At 44.8% G+C, this 20501-nt stretch carries 17 protein-coding genes; 4 read left to right on the top strand and 13 right to left on the bottom strand.

Annotation, left to right across the window (positions count from 1 at the left end; translation table 11 throughout):
* Positions 1-36: 36 nt before the first annotated feature.
* The 3 genes from holA to leuS all read right to left on the bottom strand — a co-directional run bounded on the left by holA (position 37) and on the right by leuS (position 4408).
* The gene (holA, locus tag B9J87_RS14900; RefSeq protein WP_017045824.1) at positions 37-1062 is read right to left on the bottom strand and encodes a DNA polymerase III subunit delta; all 1026 of its coding nucleotides are present in this window, start codon (positions 1060-1062) and stop codon (positions 37-39) included.
* A gap of 9 nt (positions 1063-1071) precedes the next feature.
* Entirely contained in the window at positions 1072-1698 is a 627-nt protein-coding gene (locus B9J87_RS14895) for an LPS-assembly lipoprotein LptE (protein ID WP_088732067.1), read from the bottom strand.
* A 136-nt stretch (positions 1699-1834) separates the two neighbouring features.
* Complete coding sequence (gene leuS / locus B9J87_RS14890; protein WP_094151532.1) at positions 1835-4408, bottom strand: leucine--tRNA ligase; 2574 nt, start codon at positions 4406-4408, stop codon at positions 1835-1837.
* Positions 4409-4530: 122 nt separating this feature from the next.
* Here leuS and B9J87_RS14885 point away from each other — a divergent pair, with 122 nt between their 5' ends.
* Positions 4531-5001, top strand: coding sequence for a zinc ribbon-containing protein (locus B9J87_RS14885; RefSeq protein ID WP_029388304.1), 471 nt, complete (start codon positions 4531-4533; stop codon positions 4999-5001).
* 51 nt (positions 5002-5052) lie between these two features.
* On the opposite strand, the gene lnt is transcribed toward B9J87_RS14885, so the two are convergent.
* The 5 genes from lnt to miaB form a co-directional block, all read right to left on the bottom strand.
* A complete protein-coding gene (gene lnt, locus B9J87_RS14880) occupies positions 5053-6576 on the bottom strand; it encodes an apolipoprotein N-acyltransferase (RefSeq protein ID WP_094151530.1) in 1524 nt (507 codons plus the stop codon).
* A 33-nt stretch (positions 6577-6609) separates the two neighbouring features.
* Positions 6610-7485, bottom strand: coding sequence for a CNNM family magnesium/cobalt transport protein CorC (gene corC / locus B9J87_RS14875; RefSeq protein ID WP_010317353.1), 876 nt, complete (start codon positions 7483-7485; stop codon positions 6610-6612).
* Between the two features lie 85 nt (positions 7486-7570).
* Entirely contained in the window at positions 7571-8035 is a 465-nt protein-coding gene (gene ybeY, locus B9J87_RS14870; protein ID WP_013857329.1) for an rRNA maturation RNase YbeY, read from the bottom strand.
* Positions 8035-9135 carry a PhoH family protein gene (locus tag B9J87_RS14865; protein ID WP_017045820.1) on the bottom strand — a complete coding sequence of 367 codons (1101 nt, stop codon included), beginning with the start codon at positions 9133-9135 and terminating at the stop codon, positions 8035-8037. Before B9J87_RS14865 ends, ybeY begins: the two co-directional genes overlap by 1 nt.
* A 70-nt stretch (positions 9136-9205) precedes the next feature.
* Positions 9206-10630 carry a tRNA (N6-isopentenyl adenosine(37)-C2)-methylthiotransferase MiaB gene (gene miaB, locus B9J87_RS14860; protein WP_094151528.1) on the bottom strand — a complete coding sequence of 475 codons (1425 nt, stop codon included), beginning with the start codon at positions 10628-10630 and terminating at the stop codon, positions 9206-9208.
* Positions 10631-10887: 257 nt separating this feature from the next.
* On the opposite strand from miaB, the gene B9J87_RS14855 reads away from it, so the two are divergent.
* Positions 10888-12039 carry a 2-octaprenyl-3-methyl-6-methoxy-1,4-benzoquinol hydroxylase gene (locus B9J87_RS14855; RefSeq protein ID WP_094151526.1) on the top strand — a complete coding sequence of 384 codons (1152 nt, stop codon included), beginning with the start codon at positions 10888-10890 and terminating at the stop codon, positions 12037-12039.
* Positions 12040-12117: 78 nt separating this feature from the next.
* Here the strand turns inward: B9J87_RS14855 and crr are convergent, their stop codons facing one another.
* The 5 genes from crr to cysZ form a co-directional block, all read right to left on the bottom strand.
* Complete coding sequence (crr, locus tag B9J87_RS14850; RefSeq protein ID WP_010317358.1) at positions 12118-12627, bottom strand: PTS glucose transporter subunit IIA; 510 nt, start codon at positions 12625-12627, stop codon at positions 12118-12120.
* Positions 12628-12733: 106 nt separating this feature from the next.
* Positions 12734-14458, bottom strand: coding sequence for a phosphoenolpyruvate-protein phosphotransferase PtsI (ptsI, locus tag B9J87_RS14845; protein ID WP_094151524.1), 1725 nt, complete (start codon positions 14456-14458; stop codon positions 12734-12736).
* Positions 14459-14596: 138 nt separating this feature from the next.
* Positions 14597-14854: an HPr family phosphocarrier protein gene (locus tag B9J87_RS14840; protein WP_026027491.1), complete on the bottom strand. Its 258-nt coding sequence runs from the start codon at positions 14852-14854 to the stop codon at positions 14597-14599.
* Between the two features lie 298 nt (positions 14855-15152).
* Complete coding sequence (gene cysK / locus B9J87_RS14835; RefSeq protein ID WP_013857323.1) at positions 15153-16121, bottom strand: cysteine synthase A; 969 nt, start codon at positions 16119-16121, stop codon at positions 15153-15155.
* A 157-nt stretch (positions 16122-16278) separates the two neighbouring features.
* Positions 16279-17031 (bottom strand): sulfate transporter CysZ, encoded by a 753-nt coding sequence (gene cysZ / locus B9J87_RS14830; protein ID WP_013857322.1) that lies wholly within the window; start codon positions 17029-17031, stop codon positions 16279-16281.
* Between the two features lie 230 nt (positions 17032-17261).
* Between cysZ and zipA the strand changes: the two genes are divergently transcribed.
* Together zipA and ligA are read left to right on the top strand one after the other, a co-directional pair.
* Positions 17262-18086 carry a cell division protein ZipA gene (zipA, locus tag B9J87_RS14825; RefSeq protein WP_013857321.1) on the top strand — a complete coding sequence of 275 codons (825 nt, stop codon included), beginning with the start codon at positions 17262-17264 and terminating at the stop codon, positions 18084-18086.
* A 68-nt stretch (positions 18087-18154) separates the two neighbouring features.
* The gene (gene ligA, locus B9J87_RS14820) at positions 18155-20170 is read left to right on the top strand and encodes an NAD-dependent DNA ligase LigA (RefSeq protein WP_094151522.1); all 2016 of its coding nucleotides are present in this window, start codon (positions 18155-18157) and stop codon (positions 20168-20170) included.
* The last annotated feature ends 331 nt before the right edge of the window (positions 20171-20501 follow it).

Here is a 20501-nt window from a genome sequence, read left to right as displayed (position 1 = left end):
GGTTACTGACAAAATGGCGCGGAGTATAACACGCCTTCAAGCCAACTTTGATACAACGGACTGTGGCAAGCAAAATTCAACACTGATTTGCTGCAATATTGGCCAAGTTGAGGTTTCATACTGAGTTTTAGTTACTCTTTCGGCTTGGGTGAGTAATGCAATCAGCTGTTTGAGTTTATCTCTCGATAGTCTTTTTAAGCTTGCCGCGTACCAAGGTCGCTTGGATTGCCAAATTCGGTACTTATCAAAGATTGAGCCAATCGGCATCTGGGTTAAATCTTGATGCATTTGCAGCAGCAGCAGCAGCTCTTTTTGTAGGCTACGTATCAGAATCACAGGCTCAGTGCCTTCGGTAATGAGCTGGCGTAAAATACGTTGTGACCGATTCGCTTGCCCTTCGAGCAGCGCATCGACCCAGTGAAAGACGGTGAAGTGGTTATGTCGGCTTAATGACTCTTCTAAGCGGATCAGCGTCAGTAAGCCATCTGGATAGAGTAGCGCGAGTTTTTCTAAGCTTTGAGATAGTGCGAACAGATTGCCTTCATGCCATTGCGCCAGCATCTGCACTGCTTCTTGATCAGGTTTTAGCCCCAATGTGCGGCAGCGCATCATGACAAATTGTGGCAGTTTGCTGATATCCGGGGTTAAGCAACTCACCCAACATCCTAGGCTTGAGAGTGTCTTAAACCATTTAGTGCTTTCTTGTGCTTTGGTCAATTTCTCACCGATGATCACAAGTAGTACGTCAGGATGAAGCGATTGACCTAGGGCGACGAGCTCTTTTGCTGTTGCTGCATTTGCACCCGTTTCAGGTAATTCAATTTCAATGATTTTTTTGCTGGAAAATAAACTTAAAGCTTGGCAGCAGTCATAGACTTGATCCCAGTTTAAATGGGCATCGGCACTGAAACGATGGCGTTCTTCAAATCCTTGTTCTAATGCTTTTTTCTCTATCGCCACGCGTGATTCTTGCAGCAATAGCGGTTCGTTGCCAAACAGTAAGTAAAGCCCCATCAAGGGCTTGTTTAAGTGATCGGCCAGCTTGTCAGCAAATATTCTCATTACTCGCCTTTAGTTTGTCGCAGGAGCCGTGAATTGTGACGGTTCACTTTCCACGGTGTTTATCTCATAGGCCTGCTGGTCTGTTCGCTGCTGTTCATTTTCTTGTTGTTCAAGTTGATGTTCATTCGCTGCAATATCGGCTTTTAGACGTGCCATTTGGCGTAAAATTTGAGTTGCGGCTAGTTTGCGCATCTCATCTTCAATCATGTCTCGCTCTACCGATTTAGCGAGAGCAGTTAATGGGTTATCAAGATAGCTACGAGTTACACTGGTTGAAAACGTTTTTATCCCCACTTCAGGCAGAGTGACGCGATACGCTGCATTAAAAGTGAGTTCTTTTTCTGCCGCACGAGTATTTTGATAAAGCGAAAGCGTCCGTTCACCAACACTCTCGCTTATTAGATAGATGTTTGGCACCGTCTCTGAGGGGGAAACAATCTCAATGTCACTCATTCGTAATTGATTTTTTACCATACGAGTGAAGGTACTGTATTGGTCGTAGCTGGTGACAGAGACTCGATTGAGCTCTTCAGGAACGGAGTAATCACCACGCAGATGAAAGCCGCAAGCGGAGAGTAGGCTGCTCATAATAACAATTAACGATAATTTCAGAGAGTAAGACGAAATTTGGCGCATTGGGGTTAAGTTCTCATATATTTAGGTGACTTATCTTAGCGCTCTATAGCTCTGTGGGTAAGAACGCTAAGATAAATCAACAGGGCAGCGAGCTACCCTGTTGATAAACCAGTTATTACGACATTAGGCTGCGATATTAGTTCGCAACGATGTTCAGTAACTTACCTGGTACATAGATAACTTTACGAACGGTTAAGCCATCCGTAAATTTCATGACATTCTCGTCCGCTAAACCGAGTGCTTCAACCTGATCTTTACTTGCATCAGCGGCTACGGTCAGCTTACCACGAAGTTTTCCGTTAACTTGTAGGACGATCAGTTTTTCATCTTCCACTAGGGCGGATTCGTCGTAGGTCGGCCACACGGTATTATCTACATCACTCTCACCCAGTGCATTCCACAGTTCAAAGCTGATATGAGGAGTGATTGGGTAAAGCATGCTGACAACCGCTTTTAAAGCCTCGTCGAGAATGGCCCGATCTTGCACGGATTCTTGTGACGCTTTAGTGAGTTTATTCATCAACTCCATAATCGCAGCAATGGCGGTATTGAACGTCTGGCGGCGTGCAATATCGTCAGTCACTTTGGCGATGGTTTTATGCACATCACGACGCAGCGCTTTTTGTTCACCAGTAAAAGAGGCGCTATCTACCGCTTCAGCCACACCTTTAGCGCTATGTTCTGCAACCAGTTTCCAGACGCGTTTTAGGAAGCGGTTAGCACCTTCTACACCCGATTCTTGCCATTCAAGCGTCATGTCAGCCGGAGAGGCAAACATCATGAATAGACGAACCGTATCGGCGCCATACTTATCAACCATCTCTTGCGGGTCGATACCGTTGTTTTTCGACTTAGACATTTTGATCATGCCTGAGTGCTCAACGTTGCGGCCTTGGTTGTCTACGGCTTGAGTGATGCGGCCTTTACCGTCGCGTTCCACTTTTACGTCAGTTGGCGCTACCCACTCTTTGGTGCCTTTCTCGTTCGTGTGGTAGAACGCATCTGCCAATACCATGCCTTGGCAAAGTAGTTGTTTGAAAGGTTCATCAGAAGTGACATAGCCTGCATCACGCAATAGCTTATGGAAGAAGCGTGAGTAGAGCAGGTGCATACAAGCATGCTCAATACCACCGATGTATTGGTCTACTGGTAACCAGTAGTTTGCCTTCGCTGGGTCTAAAATATCGTCCGCTTGTGGTGAACAGTAACGAGCGTAATACCAAGATGACTCCATAAACGTATCGAAGGTATCGGTTTCACGTAGTGCAGGCTCGCCATTAAAGGTGGTTTTGGCCCATTCTTTGTCGGCTTTGATTGGGCTAGTTACACCATCCATCACAACATCTTCTGGTAGAATGACGGGCAGCTGATCAATTGGCACTGGGTGAACTTGGCCATCTTCAGTGGTCACCATAGGAATCGGCGCGCCCCAGTAACGTTGGCGAGAAACCCCCCAGTCACGTAGACGGAAATTAACGGTTTTCTTGCCTTTACCTTCAGCCTCCAGCTTGGCTGCAATAGCATCAAATGCTGCTTGGAAGGCTAAACCATCAAATTCGCCAGAACCAAACAGGACTCCTTTTTCAGTGTACGCAGCGCTAGAGACATCGACTTCAGAGCCATCTTCTGGTTTGATGACTGGAATGATGTCTAGGCCATATTTGGTGGCGAACTCAAAATCACGTTGATCATGAGCAGGTACGGCCATCACCGCGCCTGTACCGTAATCCATCAGCACAAAGTTGGCGATATAAATAGGCACTTCACGACCATTTAAAGGATGAATGGCCGTTAGGCCCGTATCCATGCCTTTCTTTTCCATGGTCGCCAGTTCAGCTTCTGCAACTTTGGTGTTCTTACATTCGTCAATAAAAGAAGCTAAAGCAGGGTTATTTTGCGCTGCAATGGTCGCTAATGGATGACCAGCCGCAATGCCCACATAAGTGACACCCATCAAGGTATCAGGGCGAGTGGTATAGACGTCGAGATCTGAATGACCGTTGACACCAAACTTGAGCTCTACGCCTTCTGAGCGGCCAATCCAGTTACGCTGCATGGTTTTGACCATTTCAGGCCAACCTTCTAAGTTCTCTAAATCGTCCAACAGTTCTTGTGCGTACGCGGTGATCTTAATAAACCATTGTGGGATCTCTTTTTGTTCTACTGGTGTATCACAACGCCAGCAGCAGCCATCTTCAACTTGCTCGTTAGCGAGAACGGTTTGGTCGTTTGGACACCAGTTAACGGAAGAGGTTTTCTTGTAGACTAAGCCTTTTTGATACAGCTTAGTGAAGAACTCTTGTTCCCAGCGGTAATATTCTGGCGTGCAAGTGGCGAATTCACGGCTCCAATCGTAGCCAAAACCCAGCAGTTTTAACTGGTTTTTCATGTACTGAATGTTTTCGTAGGTCCAAGGTGCTGGTGCCGTTTTGTTTTTTACAGCCGCATTTTCAGCGGGTAGGCCAAATGCGTCCCAACCAATGGGTTGCATGACATTCTTGCCTTGCAGACGTTGAAAACGAGAGACTACATCACCGATAGTATAGTTACGCACGTGACCCATGTGCAGTCGGCCACTTGGGTATGGGAACATAGAAAGACAGTAGAATTTTTCTTTATTTGGGTCTTCACTTACAACAAATGTCTTGTTGTCATCCCAGTGCTGTTGAACTTTTTGTTCAATATCTTGCGGGTTATATTGCTCTTGCATCGATGATATCCGGTTATCTTGGAATTTGTGAGTTCGGTTAGAACAGAGTCTAATAGATCGACATAGAATACCTAAAGCAGGGGTACACAACAATAGCCAATCTGGTTTGATGGAGGTGGGTGATGCCAAAACGTAAAACAAGTTACGAAGAGATTGTGGATGACGTGATTGAAACGCTCAAACATAGTCCTGATGAAATGTCCCAAGTTTTGCAGACATCAGGTAAGGTTGTTGATGCTGCCAATAATCTCACCAAAGATGAATTGGCGCTTATTTCTGCCTATGTAAAAGCGGATCTCAAAGAATTCGCGGATAGCTTTGAAGAGAGCAGAAGCAGCCCATTTTCATTGATGATTACCAATTCAATTTGGCAGGGGCTTTTTGAAATCACCGATAAAACAAAAGTGGAATGGGTGGAATTGTTTCAAGATTTAGAACGACAAGGTTTGTATCAAGCGGGGGAGATGATAGGCCTTGGGATGTTAGTGTGTGACCATTGTGGGCATAAAACCCAGTATAATCATCCAACTGAAATTATGCCTTGTATTCAATGTGGGCAAACGGCTTTTACTCGTCAGCCATTAAAACCTTAATTGTTGCTGATAGAAAACAACAAAAAGGCGCTGAAATGCGCCTTTTTGAGGTTAAGAGTGAGGTGAGTGACGTCTTGTCCATCCGACGATCAAACTGAGTAACACCCAGACGTAGAGCGGCCAAGTGCCGACAGCGTGATACGGCGTCTCTCCTTTGGTCGACGTGATGGTTGCTTTCAATACGGCCGTTTCAAATTGTGGGATCTGCTGCGTTATTTTACCTTTGTGATCCGTCACGGCGGTGACACCATTGTTGGTTGAACGAATGAGCGGTTTACCCAGCTCTAAAGCTCTCATCCGAGCAATCTCCATATGTTGCAATGGGCCATTTGAATGCCCAAACCACGCATCGTTAGAGAGGGTTAAGATAAAATCTGTTTCATCGGTGACATTCGCTCTGACTTGTTCATTGAAGATGATTTCATAGCACAGTGCCGCGGCTAGGTGTCTACCCTTGGCAATCAGATTCGGTTGAATATAGTCACCACGGCTAAATGAAGACATCGGCAAGTTGAAAAAGGGTGCGATGGGCCTGAGCCAATCTTCAAATGGCACAAACTCACCAAATGGCAATAAATGATGCTTATGGTAGCGAGCGTCAGAGTCATAACGGTAGTCGCCATAAGGGTTGGTGCCAAGTACCAGAATGCTGTTGTAAAAAGAGCGCTCTGGGCTTTGGTTTAGCACGCCTGTGACAATCGCACTGTCGTTCATTTTGGCTGCAGAATCTAAGTTACTCAAATAGGAAGGGATCTCGAATTCAAATGCGGGAATCGCTGCCTCTGGCCATACGATAATATCTGCGTCCCAGTTTTCTCGACTGAGATCGGTGTAGGCCATGATGGTTGGCCAGCGCTGATTGGGAAGCCATTTTTCCGCTTGCTTAATATTACCTTGAATCAGTGCGACGCGAGTTTGTGTGCTGGGATCGGGAGTGACCCAATCGAAATTGCGTAGTCCAAACCCCGTCGCCAATATGGTCAGAGGAATGAGCACGAGTATCCAAGAGCGCTTAAGCCACGTCATGGCTAGAGCGCTAGAACAGAGGAGCGTGAAAAAGGTGACCAGCTCAACGCCTCCCAGTGGTGCGAAACTGGCGAGCGGGCTATCAATTTGGCTATAACCAAGCCATAACCAAGGAAAGCCGGTCATGACCCAGCCTCGAAGCCAATCGGTAATTAGCCAAAGCGCAGGGGTGGCTAATAAAAAATGGCTGATGGTGTTATGACGGAAAAAACGGTTGAGTAAGCCAGCGAAAAGCCCAGAATAAAGGGCTAAATAACCGACCAACAATGACATTAGGAACAGGCTGGCAATTTTTGGCATACCACCAAAGGTATCAATACTGACGTGCACCCAACTGATGCCAAAAGCAAAAAAACCTAAGCCCCAGCAGTAACCTATCCATGCTGCTTTTTTAGCTGGTTGCTGATTAATGAGCAACAATAGCAACATGGGGGTGAGTATGGCCAGCGGCCAAAACTGATAAGGAGCAAAAGCGAGTGGGGTTAATGCGCCAACAAAAGCGGCCGCAAGCGGCCGCATTAGGCGATGAAGAAAAAGTGCTTTAATCATCTATCTCATTCTGCTGATGTGAATGGGGTTATGTCACTCTTCTGCTATCACTGGAAGTGATTCAAGATCAGGAATAGTGACTTGCAGTTGAACCACTCGGCGGTTATCTGCTGCGGTGACTTTAAAGCTGTATTTGTCGATCTCTACAACTTCGCCACGGCTTGGCAGGTGGCCAAAGGCCGTCATCACCAATCCCCCTACAGTATCCACTTCTTCATCGCTGAACTTAGTACCAAAGGTTTCGTTAAACTCTTCGATGGTGGTCAGCGCTTTAACTGCAAAAGTATGTTTGCTGAGCTTACGGATATCCAATTGTTCTTCATCATCGAACTCGTCTTCAATGTCGCCAACGATTTCTTCCAAAATATCTTCAATGGTCACTAAGCCAGACACGCCACCGAATTCATCCACGACGATCGCCATGTGGTAACGCTCCTCTCGGAACTCCTTCAATAAGCGATCAACCCGTTTACTTTCTGGTACCACGACTGCCGGGCGGATCACTTCTAAAATGTTAAAAGGTGCACTGTCTGAACCTAAATATTTGAGTAAGTCCTTCGCTAGTAGAATGCCTTCAACATGGTCTTTATCTTCACTGATCACTGGATAACGTGAGTGCTGAGCATCGGTGATCAGCGCAATTAAGGTATCCAAGTCATCGTTTTTATCGATAGTGACCATTTGTGAGCGTGGGATCATAATATCACGCACGCGCATCTCAGAAATCTCCATCACACCTTCAAGCATATCTCTTGTGTCATGGTCGATAAGGTCATTGATTTCAGAGTCGCGGATCACATCCACAAGCTCTTGGCGATCTCTCGGATCACCTTGAAATAATTGGCCTAGGCGTTCAAAGAAGGACTTTCTACTCGGACCTTCAGAATTCTGGGGGTTATCTTCGTTCATTGTTTCTCTAATTTTCCTCGCTATCAGATGTGTGATAGCACACGTATCGTACCGACTTTAGCGGTACTAGCTTCATTGTCTGGAGCTATTCCTTCTCAGCAATATACGGGTCTTCAAAGCCCATTTTTTGCAGAATTTCAGTTTCAAGAGATTCCATCTCTTCGGCTTCATCATCATCGATATGATCATAACCTAGCAGATGTAGACTGCCGTGTACAACCATATGAGCCCAGTGTGCCATCAACGGTTTTTGTTGCTCATCGGCTTCTTGTTCCACCACTTGGCGGCAAATGACAAGGTCACCGAGCAGATCCAACTCTATGCCCGGAGGCATCTCAAAAGGGAAGGATAGCACGTTGGTCGGCTTATCTTTTCCTCGGTAATCGCGATTGAGCTGTTGACTCTCTTCGGAATCAACAATTCGCACAGTGACTTCCGCTTGTTCCTGAAATGGGGTCACCGCGTGAGTTAACCAATGGCTGATATCATCAAAAGTAGGTAACCCTTGCTCATTTTTGACCGCTAATTGTAAATCTAGTTCGATACTCATTATTCACCAACGTTTTTTGTTGCGGTTACTGTATTCACTTCAGTAGAAACATCCACAGACTTTACTTCTCGCTCTTCACGACGACGTTGCTCTTGAGCTTTACGCTCTTTTTGGTCCTGAGCTTCCCATTTTTCGTAAGCGTTGACGATACGAGCAACCACTGGATGACGTACGACATCATCAGACAAAAAGAAGTTGAAGCTGATTTCGTCAACTTCATTGAGCACTTCAATGGCATGGCGAAGACCTGAACGAGCGCCACGCGGCAAATCGATTTGTGTCACATCACCCGTAATTACGGCTCTTGAATTAAACCCAATCCGTGTCAGGAACATTTTCATCTGTTCAACAGTGGTGTTTTGACTTTCATCTAAAATAATAAAAGCATCGTTGAGCGTACGTCCGCGCATGTAAGCGAGTGGCGCAACTTCAATCACATTGCGTTCAATGAGCTTTTCTACTCGCTCAAAGCCAAGCATTTCAAACAACGCGTCATAAAGCGGTCGTAGGTACGGGTCGACTTTTTGGCTTAAATCACCGGGTAGGAAGCCCAATTTTTCACCTGCTTCAACCGCCGGGCGTGTTAACAAAATTCGACGAACTTCTTGGCGCTCTAGCGCATCAACTGCAGCGGCAACGGCTAAGTAGGTTTTACCTGTCCCTGCAGGGCCGATACCAAAGCTGATGTCGTGCGTCACCATGTTAACGAGATACTGAGCTTGGTTAGGCGTACGCGGTTTGATCAGCCCTTTTTTGGTCTTAATGAAGACTTCTTTGCCATGTTGAATACTTGATTCAGACGGCTGCTCAAGGATCCCTGAATCTTTGATGGCTAGATGAATTTGCTCTGGTTCGATATCGGGAATTTGACCACGTATGGGTGAGGTATTAACGTACAAAGATTTGATAATATCCAACGCAGCAGCGGCAGTGTGTGGTTTACCGACTATGGTGAAAAACTGGCTGCGGTGATTAATTTCAACACCAAGACGGCGTTCTAATTGTTTGATGTTGTCATCGAATGGACCGCACAGGCTAGCAAGACGGCGGTTGTCTGAAGGTTCTAGATCTATCTCTAGCGTAACAATTTTATTGCTCAATGTTGCCTCTCAGTTTGCCATGGTACAGTGCCCGATTATGATCGAGCACTGTATGACATTATGCTTAAACCTAAGGTGTAAAAGTGGCTACCCCTAGCTCATTTTCTCGACGTGTTTTCGCCATCATTTGCGTTGGTGAAATCACGGTGCGAAGATCCATCTCTTGTTCAGTGCGAACCAGTTCACCACGCAGTGAGTTGGCAAACACATCGACAATTTTTACATCGACAAATTGGCCAATCAGATCGGCGGAGCCTTCAAAGTTAACGACACGGTTATTTTCGGTACGGGCGCGAAGCTCCATTAGATTTTTCTTGGATGGGCCTTCGACTAATATGCGTTGTTCTGTACCTAACATCAAACGTGAGTAACGCATCGCTTGTGCGTTGATTGTTTGCTGCAGTTCATATAAACGCTCTTTTTTGGCGTCTTCTGATAAATCACATGAGTAATCAGCGGCTGGCGTACCCGGGCGAGGGGAGAAGATAAAGCTGAAGCTCATATCAAAATCAACGTCTTTAATCAGCTTCATTGTATCTTGAAAGTCTTTATCTGTTTCACCGGGGAAACCGACAATAAAGTCAGAACTAATTTGTATCTCTGGGCGCGCCTTACGCAGTTTGCGAATAATGGATTTGTACTCAATCGCGGTGTGTGGGCGCTTCATCATGGTTAAGATTCGGTCTGAACCACTTTGTACCGGAAGATGCAGGAAACTCACCAGCTCAGGTGTGTCTTCATAAACGGCAATAATATCGTCGGTAAATTCGAGTGGGTGGCTGGTGGTGAATCGAATGCGATCAATACCATCAATAGAGGCCACTAAGCGCAGCAGATTGGCAAATGAACAGATTTCACCATCGTGCATAGGGCCACGGTATGCGTTAACGTTTTGTCCTAAAAGATTGACTTCGCGTACACCTTGCGCCGCGAGTTGCGCGATTTCATACAACACGTCATCCATTGGGCGGCTGACTTCTTCACCGCGAGTGTAAGGTACTACGCAGTAAGTGCAGTATTTTGAACACCCTTCCATAATAGAGACGAATGCAGTTGCGCCGTCTGCTTTTGGTTCTGGTAAACGGTCGAATTTTTCAATCTCTGGGAACGAAATGTCCATGACTGGCGCATCGTTAGTTTGCGATTGTTTTATCATTTCTGGCAAGCGGTGTAGGGTCTGCGGGCCAAAAATAACATCAACAAAAGGAGCGCGTTCGCGGATGTGATCACCTTCTTGGGTTGCAACACAGCCGCCAACGCCAATCACGACGCCTGGTTTTTTATCTTTCAATGTTTTCCAACGACCCAGTTGGTGAAAGACTTTCTCTTGTGCTTTTTCTCGGATCGAACAGGTGTTAAGTAATAATACATCTGCTTCCTCTGGCTCTTCCGTTAGCTCATAGCCGTTTGCAGCGTTAAGCAGGTCGGCCATTTTTGATGAATCGTATTCGTTCATCTGGCAGCCCCAGGTTTTAATTAGCAGTTTCTTACTCATCTCACTTTCGCTCGTCTTATTGGTCTAAATTGGTTGAACTAATGCTCAAATTGTAGCCGCCATCTCGGCGGTAAGCCGCGTATTGTACTGCTTTAAAAAGTCACTGACTAGTCATCCAATAAAATCTCTCGCATGTTCCGTCATCTCTAGATTTTCACCATAGAAAGTGCAGGGTTTTTGTGTAAAAAAATTCGCAAAAAAGAGCTGAAAACGTACAATGAAAATCGACTCAAAACTCAGACGATTAAGTGTAAACAATGAACAATTTTGACGTGGTGGTGATTGGCGGTGGCATGGTTGGGGCGGCAGTGGCTATAGGCTTTGCTAAGCAAGGTCGCACGGTTGCTCTGGTCGAAGGTATAGAGCCTGAAGCGTTTACAATAGACCAAGCAATGGATCTGCGCGTTTCAGCCATTTCGCAAACTTCGGTTCAGTTACTTACTGACTTAGGCGCATGGGATGAAATTATGCAAATGCGTGTTTGCCTTTATCGCCGCCTAGAAACCTGGGAGCACCCAGAGTGCCGTACTCGTTTTCATAGCGATGCATTGGGCCTCCCTCAGCTGGGGTATATGGTCGAAAATCGTCTTATTCAGATCGGATTGTGGGGGCAATTTGTGCACTATCCGAATTTGCAGGTTTTTTGTCCTGATAAGCTCAAGCACATTGTGTTTGGCCAACAAAATAGCGTGCTTTTAGAGTCAGGCGCAACTCTTACTGCAACTTGGGTGATTGGTGCGGATGGTGCAAATTCTCTTGTGCGGCAGCTGGCGGGAATTGGTATTACCGCGTGGGATTATCGGCACCATTGCATGTTGATCAATGTCGAAACTCATCAACCTCAGCAAGATATTACTTGGCAGCAATTTTTTCCATCCGGCCCGCGCTCGTTTCTTCCTTTGCCGGGTAATCAAGCTTCTTTGGTATGGTATGACTCACCAAAACGAATTCGCCAATTGTGTGCGATGAACAAGCAGCAGTTAAGGGAGCAAGTGTTGGCCTCTTTTCCTGAGGAACTAGGCGATATTAACGTGTTGCAGTGTGGGGCATTTCCCCTCACTCGTCGTCATGCTCAGACGTATGCGAAACGGCAATGTGTTTTGGTTGGCGATTCAGCACACACGATTAACCCTCTGGCTGGGCAAGGGGTGAATTTAGGGTTTAAAGATGTAAAAGCGTTATTAGCTGTGACACAAAATCAAGAAGCTTTAACACAAGCGCAATTACGGAATTATGAAACATGCAGAAGGCCGGATAACTTAGTGATGCAATCAGGAATGGATTTGTTTTATAAAACGTTCAGCAACGAGGTTTTGCCAGCAAAGTTGGTGCGCAACGCGGTATTGAAGTTGGCCGAACATTCAGGCCCAGTGAAGGAAAAGCTGTTGAAATACGCGTTAGGTTTGTAGTGCGATTTGAGCTGTTTTTGTAGAAACAAAAAACGCTGCAAATCAGCAGCGTTTTTTACGTAAAAAAATTTTAACGAATTACTTAGTTACACGTAGAACCGGTGTTTCACCAACAACGACGGTGCCAGAAAGCTTGTTCAGCTCTTTGATTTCGTCCATGTTAGAGATAACAACAGGTGTTAGTGTTGATTTTGCTTTCTCTTCAAGAAGCGCTAGGTCGAATTCGATAACAGTATCGCCTGCTTTAACCGCTTGGCCTTCTTGAGCGATACGAGTAAAACCTTCACCTTTTAGCTCAACTGTGTCGATACCAAAGTGAACGAATAACTCAACACCGTCATCAGACTCGATTGAAAACGCATGGTTAGTTTCGAAAATCTTACCGATAGTGCCGTTAACTGGAGCTACCATTTTGTTGCCTGATGGTTTAATCGCAATACCATCACCAACAATTTTCTCAGCGAAAACAACATCTGGCACATCTTCGATATTGACGATTTCACCAGAAAGAGGGGCAATAATTTCAATCGCACCTGCATCTGAGCTGTCGTCAGATACTAGCTTCTTAAGTTTATCAAACAGACCCATTGTGTCATGCTCCTAACGTTTAATTTTATTCTGTCGAATTATAGTATACCAATCGCCAACAATAGACGACCTATTTTTAGTCGTCTATCTCATTGGTATTAGCGAATTATTGCGTTTTCTCTGCGATGAATTTTTCCACACAAGCTTCGATTTCAGCTGCGGTTGGGAAAGAGAGTGCTTCTTCTGCCATCGCTTTAACTTCGGCGAAGTTTGAGTTGCGGATCACTTTCTTCACTTTAGGGATAGAGATACCACTCATAGAGAATTCATCGAGTCCCATACCAAGTAGAAGTAGCGTTGCACGTTCATCACCCGCTAACTCGCCACACATACCCGTCCATTTACCTTCAGCGTGTGAGGCATCAATCACTTGCTTAATCACGGTTAAAACCGCTGGAGAAAGTGGGTTATACAGGTGTGAAATCATTTCGTTACCACGGTCAACCGCAAGAGTGTATTGGGTTAAATCATTGGTCCCGATAGAGAAAAATGACACTTCTTTTGCCAAGTGGTGCGCAATTGCCGCTGCCGCAGGTGTTTCAACCATAACGCCGATTTCGATATTTTCATCGAACGCTAAGTCTTCAGTGCGAAGTTCTTCTTTGTATTCTTCAATGGCGTTTTTAAGCTCACGAATTTCTTCTACAGAGATGATCATCGGGAACATGATACGCAGTTTACCATGCGCAGACGCACGCAGAATGCCACGAAGCTGATCTCGTAAGATGTCACGACGGTCTAAGCTGATGCGAATCGCGCGCCAGCCCAAAAATGGGTTCATCTCTTTTGGTAGATCCATGTACGGGAGATCTTTATCACCACCGATATCCATGGTACGGATAATCACCGCTTCACCACTCATCGCTTCTGCAACTTCTTTATAAGCTTGGTATTGCTCATCTTCAGTTGGTAGCGCGCTGCGGTCCATGAATAAAAACTCAGTACGATATAAGCCAACGCCTTCACCACCGTTGCGTAAAATACCATCGCAGTCTTTTACTGTGCCGATGTTACCGCATACTTCAACTTGGTGGCCATCGAGTGTGATAGCAGGTAGGTCTTTTAGTTTTGCGAGCTCTTCTTTTTCCGCAGCAAAATCATCACGAATTTTTTTCGCTTCTTCAAGCTGTGCTTCTGAAGGATTAATGATGATTTTGTTGTTCATAGCGTCAAGAATAAGCATGTCGCCATTCTTTACTTTCTTAGTGATGTCGTTAGTACCAACAATCGCTGGAAGCTCAAGTGAACGTGCCATGATTGAAGTATGAGATGTACGACCACCGATATCACAAGCAAAACCCAGCACGTAATCAAGATTGATTTGTGCAGTTTCAGAAGGTGTTAAATCGTAAGCAACAAGAATCACCCGTTCGTTAATATCACTCAGTGAAACGATATTAATGCCGAGTGCATTTTTAACAAAGCGCGTACCGATATCGCGGATGTCTGTCGCGCGTTCTTTTAGATATTCATCATCAAGAGATTCTAGGGCAGCAGCCTGCTCTTCGATCACGGTATAGATCGCGTTGTCTGCATGCATTTTGTCATTTTTGATGAGTGCTAAAATTTCCTCTTCTAGCTCTTCATCTTCAAGCAACATGATGTGGCCTTCAAAGATGGCTTCTTTTTCTTCACCGAATGTTTCAAGTGCTTTTTGTTTGATCACTTCTAGCTGAGCAGAAGATTTGTTACGAGCGTCATAAAAACACTGAACTTCTGCTTCTACTTGGTCATCTGAAATAGAGTGAGTATTTAGGACAATTTCATCTTCTTGAAGTAGCAGTGCTTTACCAAAAGCAATGCCTGGAGATGCTAGGATGCCTGAAATCATAGCGTTACCTTAAATTGGTCAACTGTAAACGGGAGAATGTGGACTATTGCGCTAACGGTAATTAGTAGCTCAAAATGTAGACTATTTCCAACAAAGCCATTTTGTTTTCACAAAATGGCTTTGAAATAGTGGACCGGATTAATGTAGTTGGTCCATGAGAGCAACTAGGTGATCTACCGCTTGCTTAGCTTGAGGGCCTTCAGCAGAAATAGTCACAACGGTACCTTTTACTAGGCCAAGAGTTTGAAGTTTGAATAGGCTCTTAGCACTTGCGCTTTTGCCGTTAGAAGTCACTGTGATGTCTGCATCGAATACTTTTGCTTCTTTAACGAACTGCGCAGCAGGACGAGTGTGAAGGCCGTTTTCTGCAGTGATTTCTACTTGCTTCTCGTACATGTTATATACCCCAATTGATTTATTTTTTGTTAGTTTCTTCACCAGAACAGCTTAACTGCTAATCAACGGTTCTGCTAGCAGAGTAACGCTGTTTTAGTGTCATAGCTGATACTGATTTAAATTTCATAATCACGATTTCAATCTATGTTGTCATTCGTCATTATAGTTAATACGTTTCTGACTTCTTTATTTCGAAGCTTAAAATAAAACGAGGTGATATTACCAAAGGTGAGGCAAGGATCAACAAAAAAGCCCCTGTATGGGGCTTTTTTAAACGAAAATTTGATTTAACCACCTATTACTGTTGGTTCTCTTTCTCGGTAAATAGGCCAGAAAATAGTGCGGTGCTCAGATAACGCTCACCTGAGCTTGGTAGTACCGCTACAATTGTTTTTCCTTCAAATTCAGGTAGTTCTGCTAATCTATTCGCTGCTACAATCGCTGCGCCTGATGAAATTCCAGCCAAAATCCCTTCCTCTTCCATGAGGCGTCTTGCCATTTCAATCGCTTCTTCTGAAGTGACGGCTTCAACACGGTCAATGAGGGATAAATCGAGGTTGCCAGGAATAAATCCTGCTCCTATACCTTGGATTTTGTGTGGCGCAGGTTTGATTTCATCTCCAGCAAGTGCTTGAGCAATGACTGGCGACTCCGCAGGTTCAACCGCAACTGAGATGATAGCCTTGCCTTTTTGGCCCTTAATGTAGCGACTTGTGCCCGTTAAAGTACCACCGGTTCCGACACCTGCAACGAACACGTCAATCTCACCATCAGTTGCATCCCAGATTTCGGGCCCGGTTGTTTTTTCGTGGATTTGTGGGTTGGCTGGGTTATTGAATTGCTGCAGCAACAAGTATTTTTCAGGGTTGCTGGCAACAATTTCTTCTGCTTTAGCAATTGCGCCTTTCATGCCTTTCGCCGCTTCGGTGAGTTCAAGGTTGGCTCCTAAAGCTTTAAGCAGTTTACGGCGCTCTAAACTCATTGATTCAGGCATAGTAAGCGTCAACTTATAACCACGAGCTGCTGCAACAAATGCAAGAGCAACACCGGTGTTACCGCTGGTTGGCTCTACAAGTTCAACGCCAGGTTTCAGTGTGCCAGCTTTTTCTGCTTCCCAAATCATGTTGGCACCGATACGGCACTTCACGCTAAAGCTTGGGTTGCGCGCTTCAATTTTCGCCAGTACCTTACCTTTGCTGACTTTGTTTAAGCGAACAAGAGGAGTGTTACCAATAGTCAGAGAGTTGTCTTCGTAAATTTTGCTCATTGCGATATTCCTTTATTACACACGTTATATGTGCCTGGCTGTCTGATAAGACACGTGAGTGGATACAGATGCAGAATAGGTGTTAACCTTAAAACGTAAAAGGATTAAAAAGTTATAACTTATAGAGGGATATGCAGGTTGAATCTCCCTCGCACCATCACTGCAGTTTGTTTTTAAATTCACCAACCCACATGGCTGTTGCACCGCATACAGCAACTGGCATGACGATTAAGTTAACAATGGGTATGGTGGTAAAAATCGACACTAAAACACCAAAGCTATATGCCTTGGTCTGTTTTTGTTTCAAATTGTGTCTCATCTGGTTAAAGCTCACTTTGTGGTTGTCAAATGGGTAGTCACAGTATTGGATGGCTAACATCCATGCAGTGAAAATGAACCACAGCAAAGGGCCTAAGGTTTGTCCTAAGGCAGGAATTAGGAGCAATAAGAACAAACCGATTGCTTTGGGTAAGGTATAGATTAATTTTCGCCACTCTCTTGCGAGGATACGTGGGATGTCTTTGACCATAGACCAGATGCCATCGCTGTTGATTGGAGCGCCAATTAATCTTTCTTCCACTTTTTCTGCGAGTAGCCCATTAAATGGTGCAGCGACGAAGTTAGCCAGCGTACTGAAGAAATAGGAGAACGTGGCTAAGATAGTGATCGCGAGCAATGGCCATAAAACGTAACTTAGCCAAGATAAAAAATCAGGGATTTGACCAATAAACTGTTCTATCCACGTATTGAGATGATTGAATAAGTAAAAAAGAGCGCTGCCGACGAGAATGATGTTGATGAGTAATGGCAGAATCACAAAGCGTCGAATGCCGGGGGTCAGTGCTAGCTCTAGACCAAAAAAGAAGTATCCAAAACCTGAACGTTGCTTAAGTGTCATACCGTTATCCATGTGAATATCTGTTAATCAATGCTAAAAAGCTATTCTACTCAACCTGCCGAAGAAGAAAAGCGTGGTGAAAATCACATCATGTATTGAACTTCTCACATTAAGTTGTTCTAAATCGGTACAAACTTTTGGTAAAGTACCCCGATAGACCGATATAACCCACGTTGGTGACACGTTCAATTCAAGCTGGTAAAGCTGAGAATAACCATGCATCGAGAAACTGAGAGTGAAACATGCAGGAATTGCGATTCGTACTCATAATTGTTGGCGCGCTAGCGATAGCCGCGTTGCTATTTCATGGTCTTTGGACCAGTAAGAAAGAAGGGAAGTCCAAGTTTGAGGATAAGCCTCTTGGTAAAATTGATGTTGATCACGATGATACACAATCTGCGACCCAGCGTTCATTTGCTCCGGAAGATGATTTCGAAATTATTCGCAAAGTACGTAAAGAGCCAGATTTTAGTGAAGCGGTTGACCCTCTCATTGACGGTTATTCACCAAGCTTTGAACCTGAAAATGTGCTTGATGAACTCGATGATGTGCCCTCAATATCGATGAAAACCGAATCCCCAAGTCTCAGTGAACAAGATGATGTCATTGCTGACGATAATCAAAAATCCGACGTTCAAGAAGCCGAAATGGAAGTGATTGTGCTGAATGTGCATTGTGCGGGAAATGATCCCTTTGTCGGCACTAAGCTTTTTGACAGTATGCAGCAAAACGGCCTTCTTTATGGTGAGATGGATATTTTCCACCGGCATGCCGATCTGTCAGGTACAGGGAAAGTGCTGTTTAGTGTTGCCAACATGATGCAACCCGGTACATTGGCACATCATGATCCTGCGGAGTTTACTACTCGCGGTATCTCATTCTTCATGACACTGCCTTGCTACGGCGAGCCTGATCAAAATTTCAAATTAATGCTTAAAACCGCTCAACAAATCGCTGATGATTTAGGTGGCAATGTATTGGATGATGCGCGTAATTTAATGACGCCAGATCGATTGGCTGCCTACCGACGCCAAATCCAAGAGTTTAAAAGCGCACGCAACGCGTAGACGCGTAGAATAAACATCGACCATTAAGGGCTCCTAGTCGGAGCCTTTTTTCATGATCCGAGAGAATTATGATGCAAACAATAGAACACAAATTAAGCCAACTTCGTGAGACGCTGCATTATCATGCTGTACGTTATTATGTAGAAGATAACCCTGAAATTCCTGACGCTGAGTATGATCGTTTGATGCGTGAGCTGCTTGAGTTGGAATCGCAGTATCCGGAGTTAGTCACAGCGGATTCACCCAGCTTGCGTGTTGGAGGTAAGCCTTTAGAGGGTTTTGCCCAGGTGACTCATGAAATTCCAATGCTCTCTTTAGATAATGTGTTTGATGAGAATGAGCTTGATGCCTTTCACAAGCGGATGCAAGACCGGATACCGAGTGCCCACTTTAACGCTTTTTGCTGCGAACCTAAGCTTGATGGTTTAGCCGTGAGTTTGCTTTACGAAAATGGTGTGTTAGTACAAGCCGCCACGCGTGGGGATGGCGCGGTCGGTGAAAACATTACGGAAAACGTGCGAACGATCAGTGCTATTCCACTGAAGTTACAGGGAAAAGGGTGGCCCGTTCGTTTAGAAGTTCGTGGTGAAGTGTTCATGCCTAAAGCCGGTTTTGAGCGATTGAACCAACAAGCACTCAAAAAAGGTGAAAAAACCTTTGTTAACCCAAGAAATGCAGCCGCAGGGAGCTTGAGACAGCTCGACTCAAAAATCACAGCTCAAAGGCCGTTGAATTTTTATGCTTACAGTGTTGGTGTGATTGAAGGCGCTGAGTTAGCAAGCAGTCATTATCAGCGCTTTTTGCAGTTAAAAGGGTGGGGGCTGCCGATGTGCCCTGAAACACGTCTAGTCTCTTCAATGGATGAAGTGAAAGAGTACTACCAAAGTATCTTAACTCGTCGCGCTCAACTCGCGTATGAGATTGATGGCGTGGTGATTAAAGTTGATGATATTGAACTGCAACAAAAGCTCGGTTTTGTCGCGCGGGCACCTCGCTGGGCGATAGCTTATAAATTTCCTGCCCAAGAAGAAATAACGCTCCTGAACGATGTTGAATTTCAAGTGGGCCGTACCGGGGCTATTACACCTGTTGCGAAGTTAGAACCTGTATTTGTGGGGGGAGTCACCGTCAGCAATGCGACATTACACAACGCTGATGAAATTGAGCGCCTAGGCGTGAAAATTGGTGATAGCGTTATTATTCGTCGAGCAGGCGATGTTATCCCACAGATTGTTTCTGTGTTGTTAGACAGACGCTCTAATGCAGTGGTCGATATTGTTTTCCCGCAGTACTGCCCGGTGTGCAACTCTGACATTGAGCGTGTTGAAGGTGAAGCTGTCGCCCGTTGTACAGGGGGGTTAGTGTGTCAAGCTCAGCGCAAAGAAGCATTAAAGCACTTTGTCTCTCGCAAAGCGTTAGACGTGGATGGTTTAGGCGAAAAAGTGATTGAGCAGCTTGTTGATAAAGAGATGGTGAGCACGCCCGCGGACCTCTTCCGTCTAAAAGCAGGGCAGCTAACGGTGTTAGAGCGTATGGGACCAAAATCAGCACAAAATATCGTTAATGCACTGAATGCCGCCAAAATGACCACATTACCTCGTTTTTTGTATTCATTGGGCATACGTGAAGTCGGGGAAGCGACGGCGGCGAATCTTGCGCTCCATTTCGGGTCATTAGACAAAATTCGCCAAGCGACCCATGAAGAACTACTTGAAGTTCAAGATGTTGGAGTTATCGTTGCGAGTCACATCACATCTTTTTTTGAGCAAGATAAAAACCAACGGGTGATTAATGAATTGATCGAACTCGGTATCCAGTGGCCTAATATCGAAAAGCCGAGCCAAGATGCGATTCTCCCTTTACTTGGTAAAGTGGTGGTTTTGACGGGGAGCTTGTCGAAACTCTCTAGAAGTGATGCGAAAGCGGTGCTACAAGAGCTTGGCGCAAAAGTAACGGGAAGCGTCTCTAAAAACACCGATATACTATTTGCCGGAGAAGCGGCCGGTTCAAAATTAGTAAAAGCGCAAGAACTAGGGATCGAAATTCGCAGCGAACAAGATTTGCTTGAGTTAATGAAAAGCTAATTTTTTAAGCATCCCTTCCTTCATAAAGCCTCAAAATTAATTTTGAGGCTTTATTTTTATCTCAAACCGCCACATTAAAATGTCCAGTAATTAGAAAAAAAGCCCTCATTTGCTTCGATGCCAATCAAGAAGAACTTTACTCTCTTTCAATTTATTATTGCGATGCACTTCAAGCTATTAGTGTAATTGTTTTTGTATCGTTTTGAAAATTAATGAGTTTTTTGTTTTTATATTTTGTTTTGTGACTTATTAGATCTTGATCACTTACTTGGTCAAAGTTTGCCGTAGCTCATATTTTTTTAGATAAAAATTAAGTTCTCATTGATGTTTT

Origin of the sequence: Vibrio sp. V19_P1S1T109 (assembly GCF_002241375.1) — a bacterium.
GTDB classification, from domain to species: domain Bacteria; phylum Pseudomonadota; class Gammaproteobacteria; order Enterobacterales; family Vibrionaceae; genus Vibrio; species Vibrio anguillarum.
Note: the sequence above shows the minus strand (reverse complement) of the source record. Positions and strands in the feature narration are given on the sequence as shown.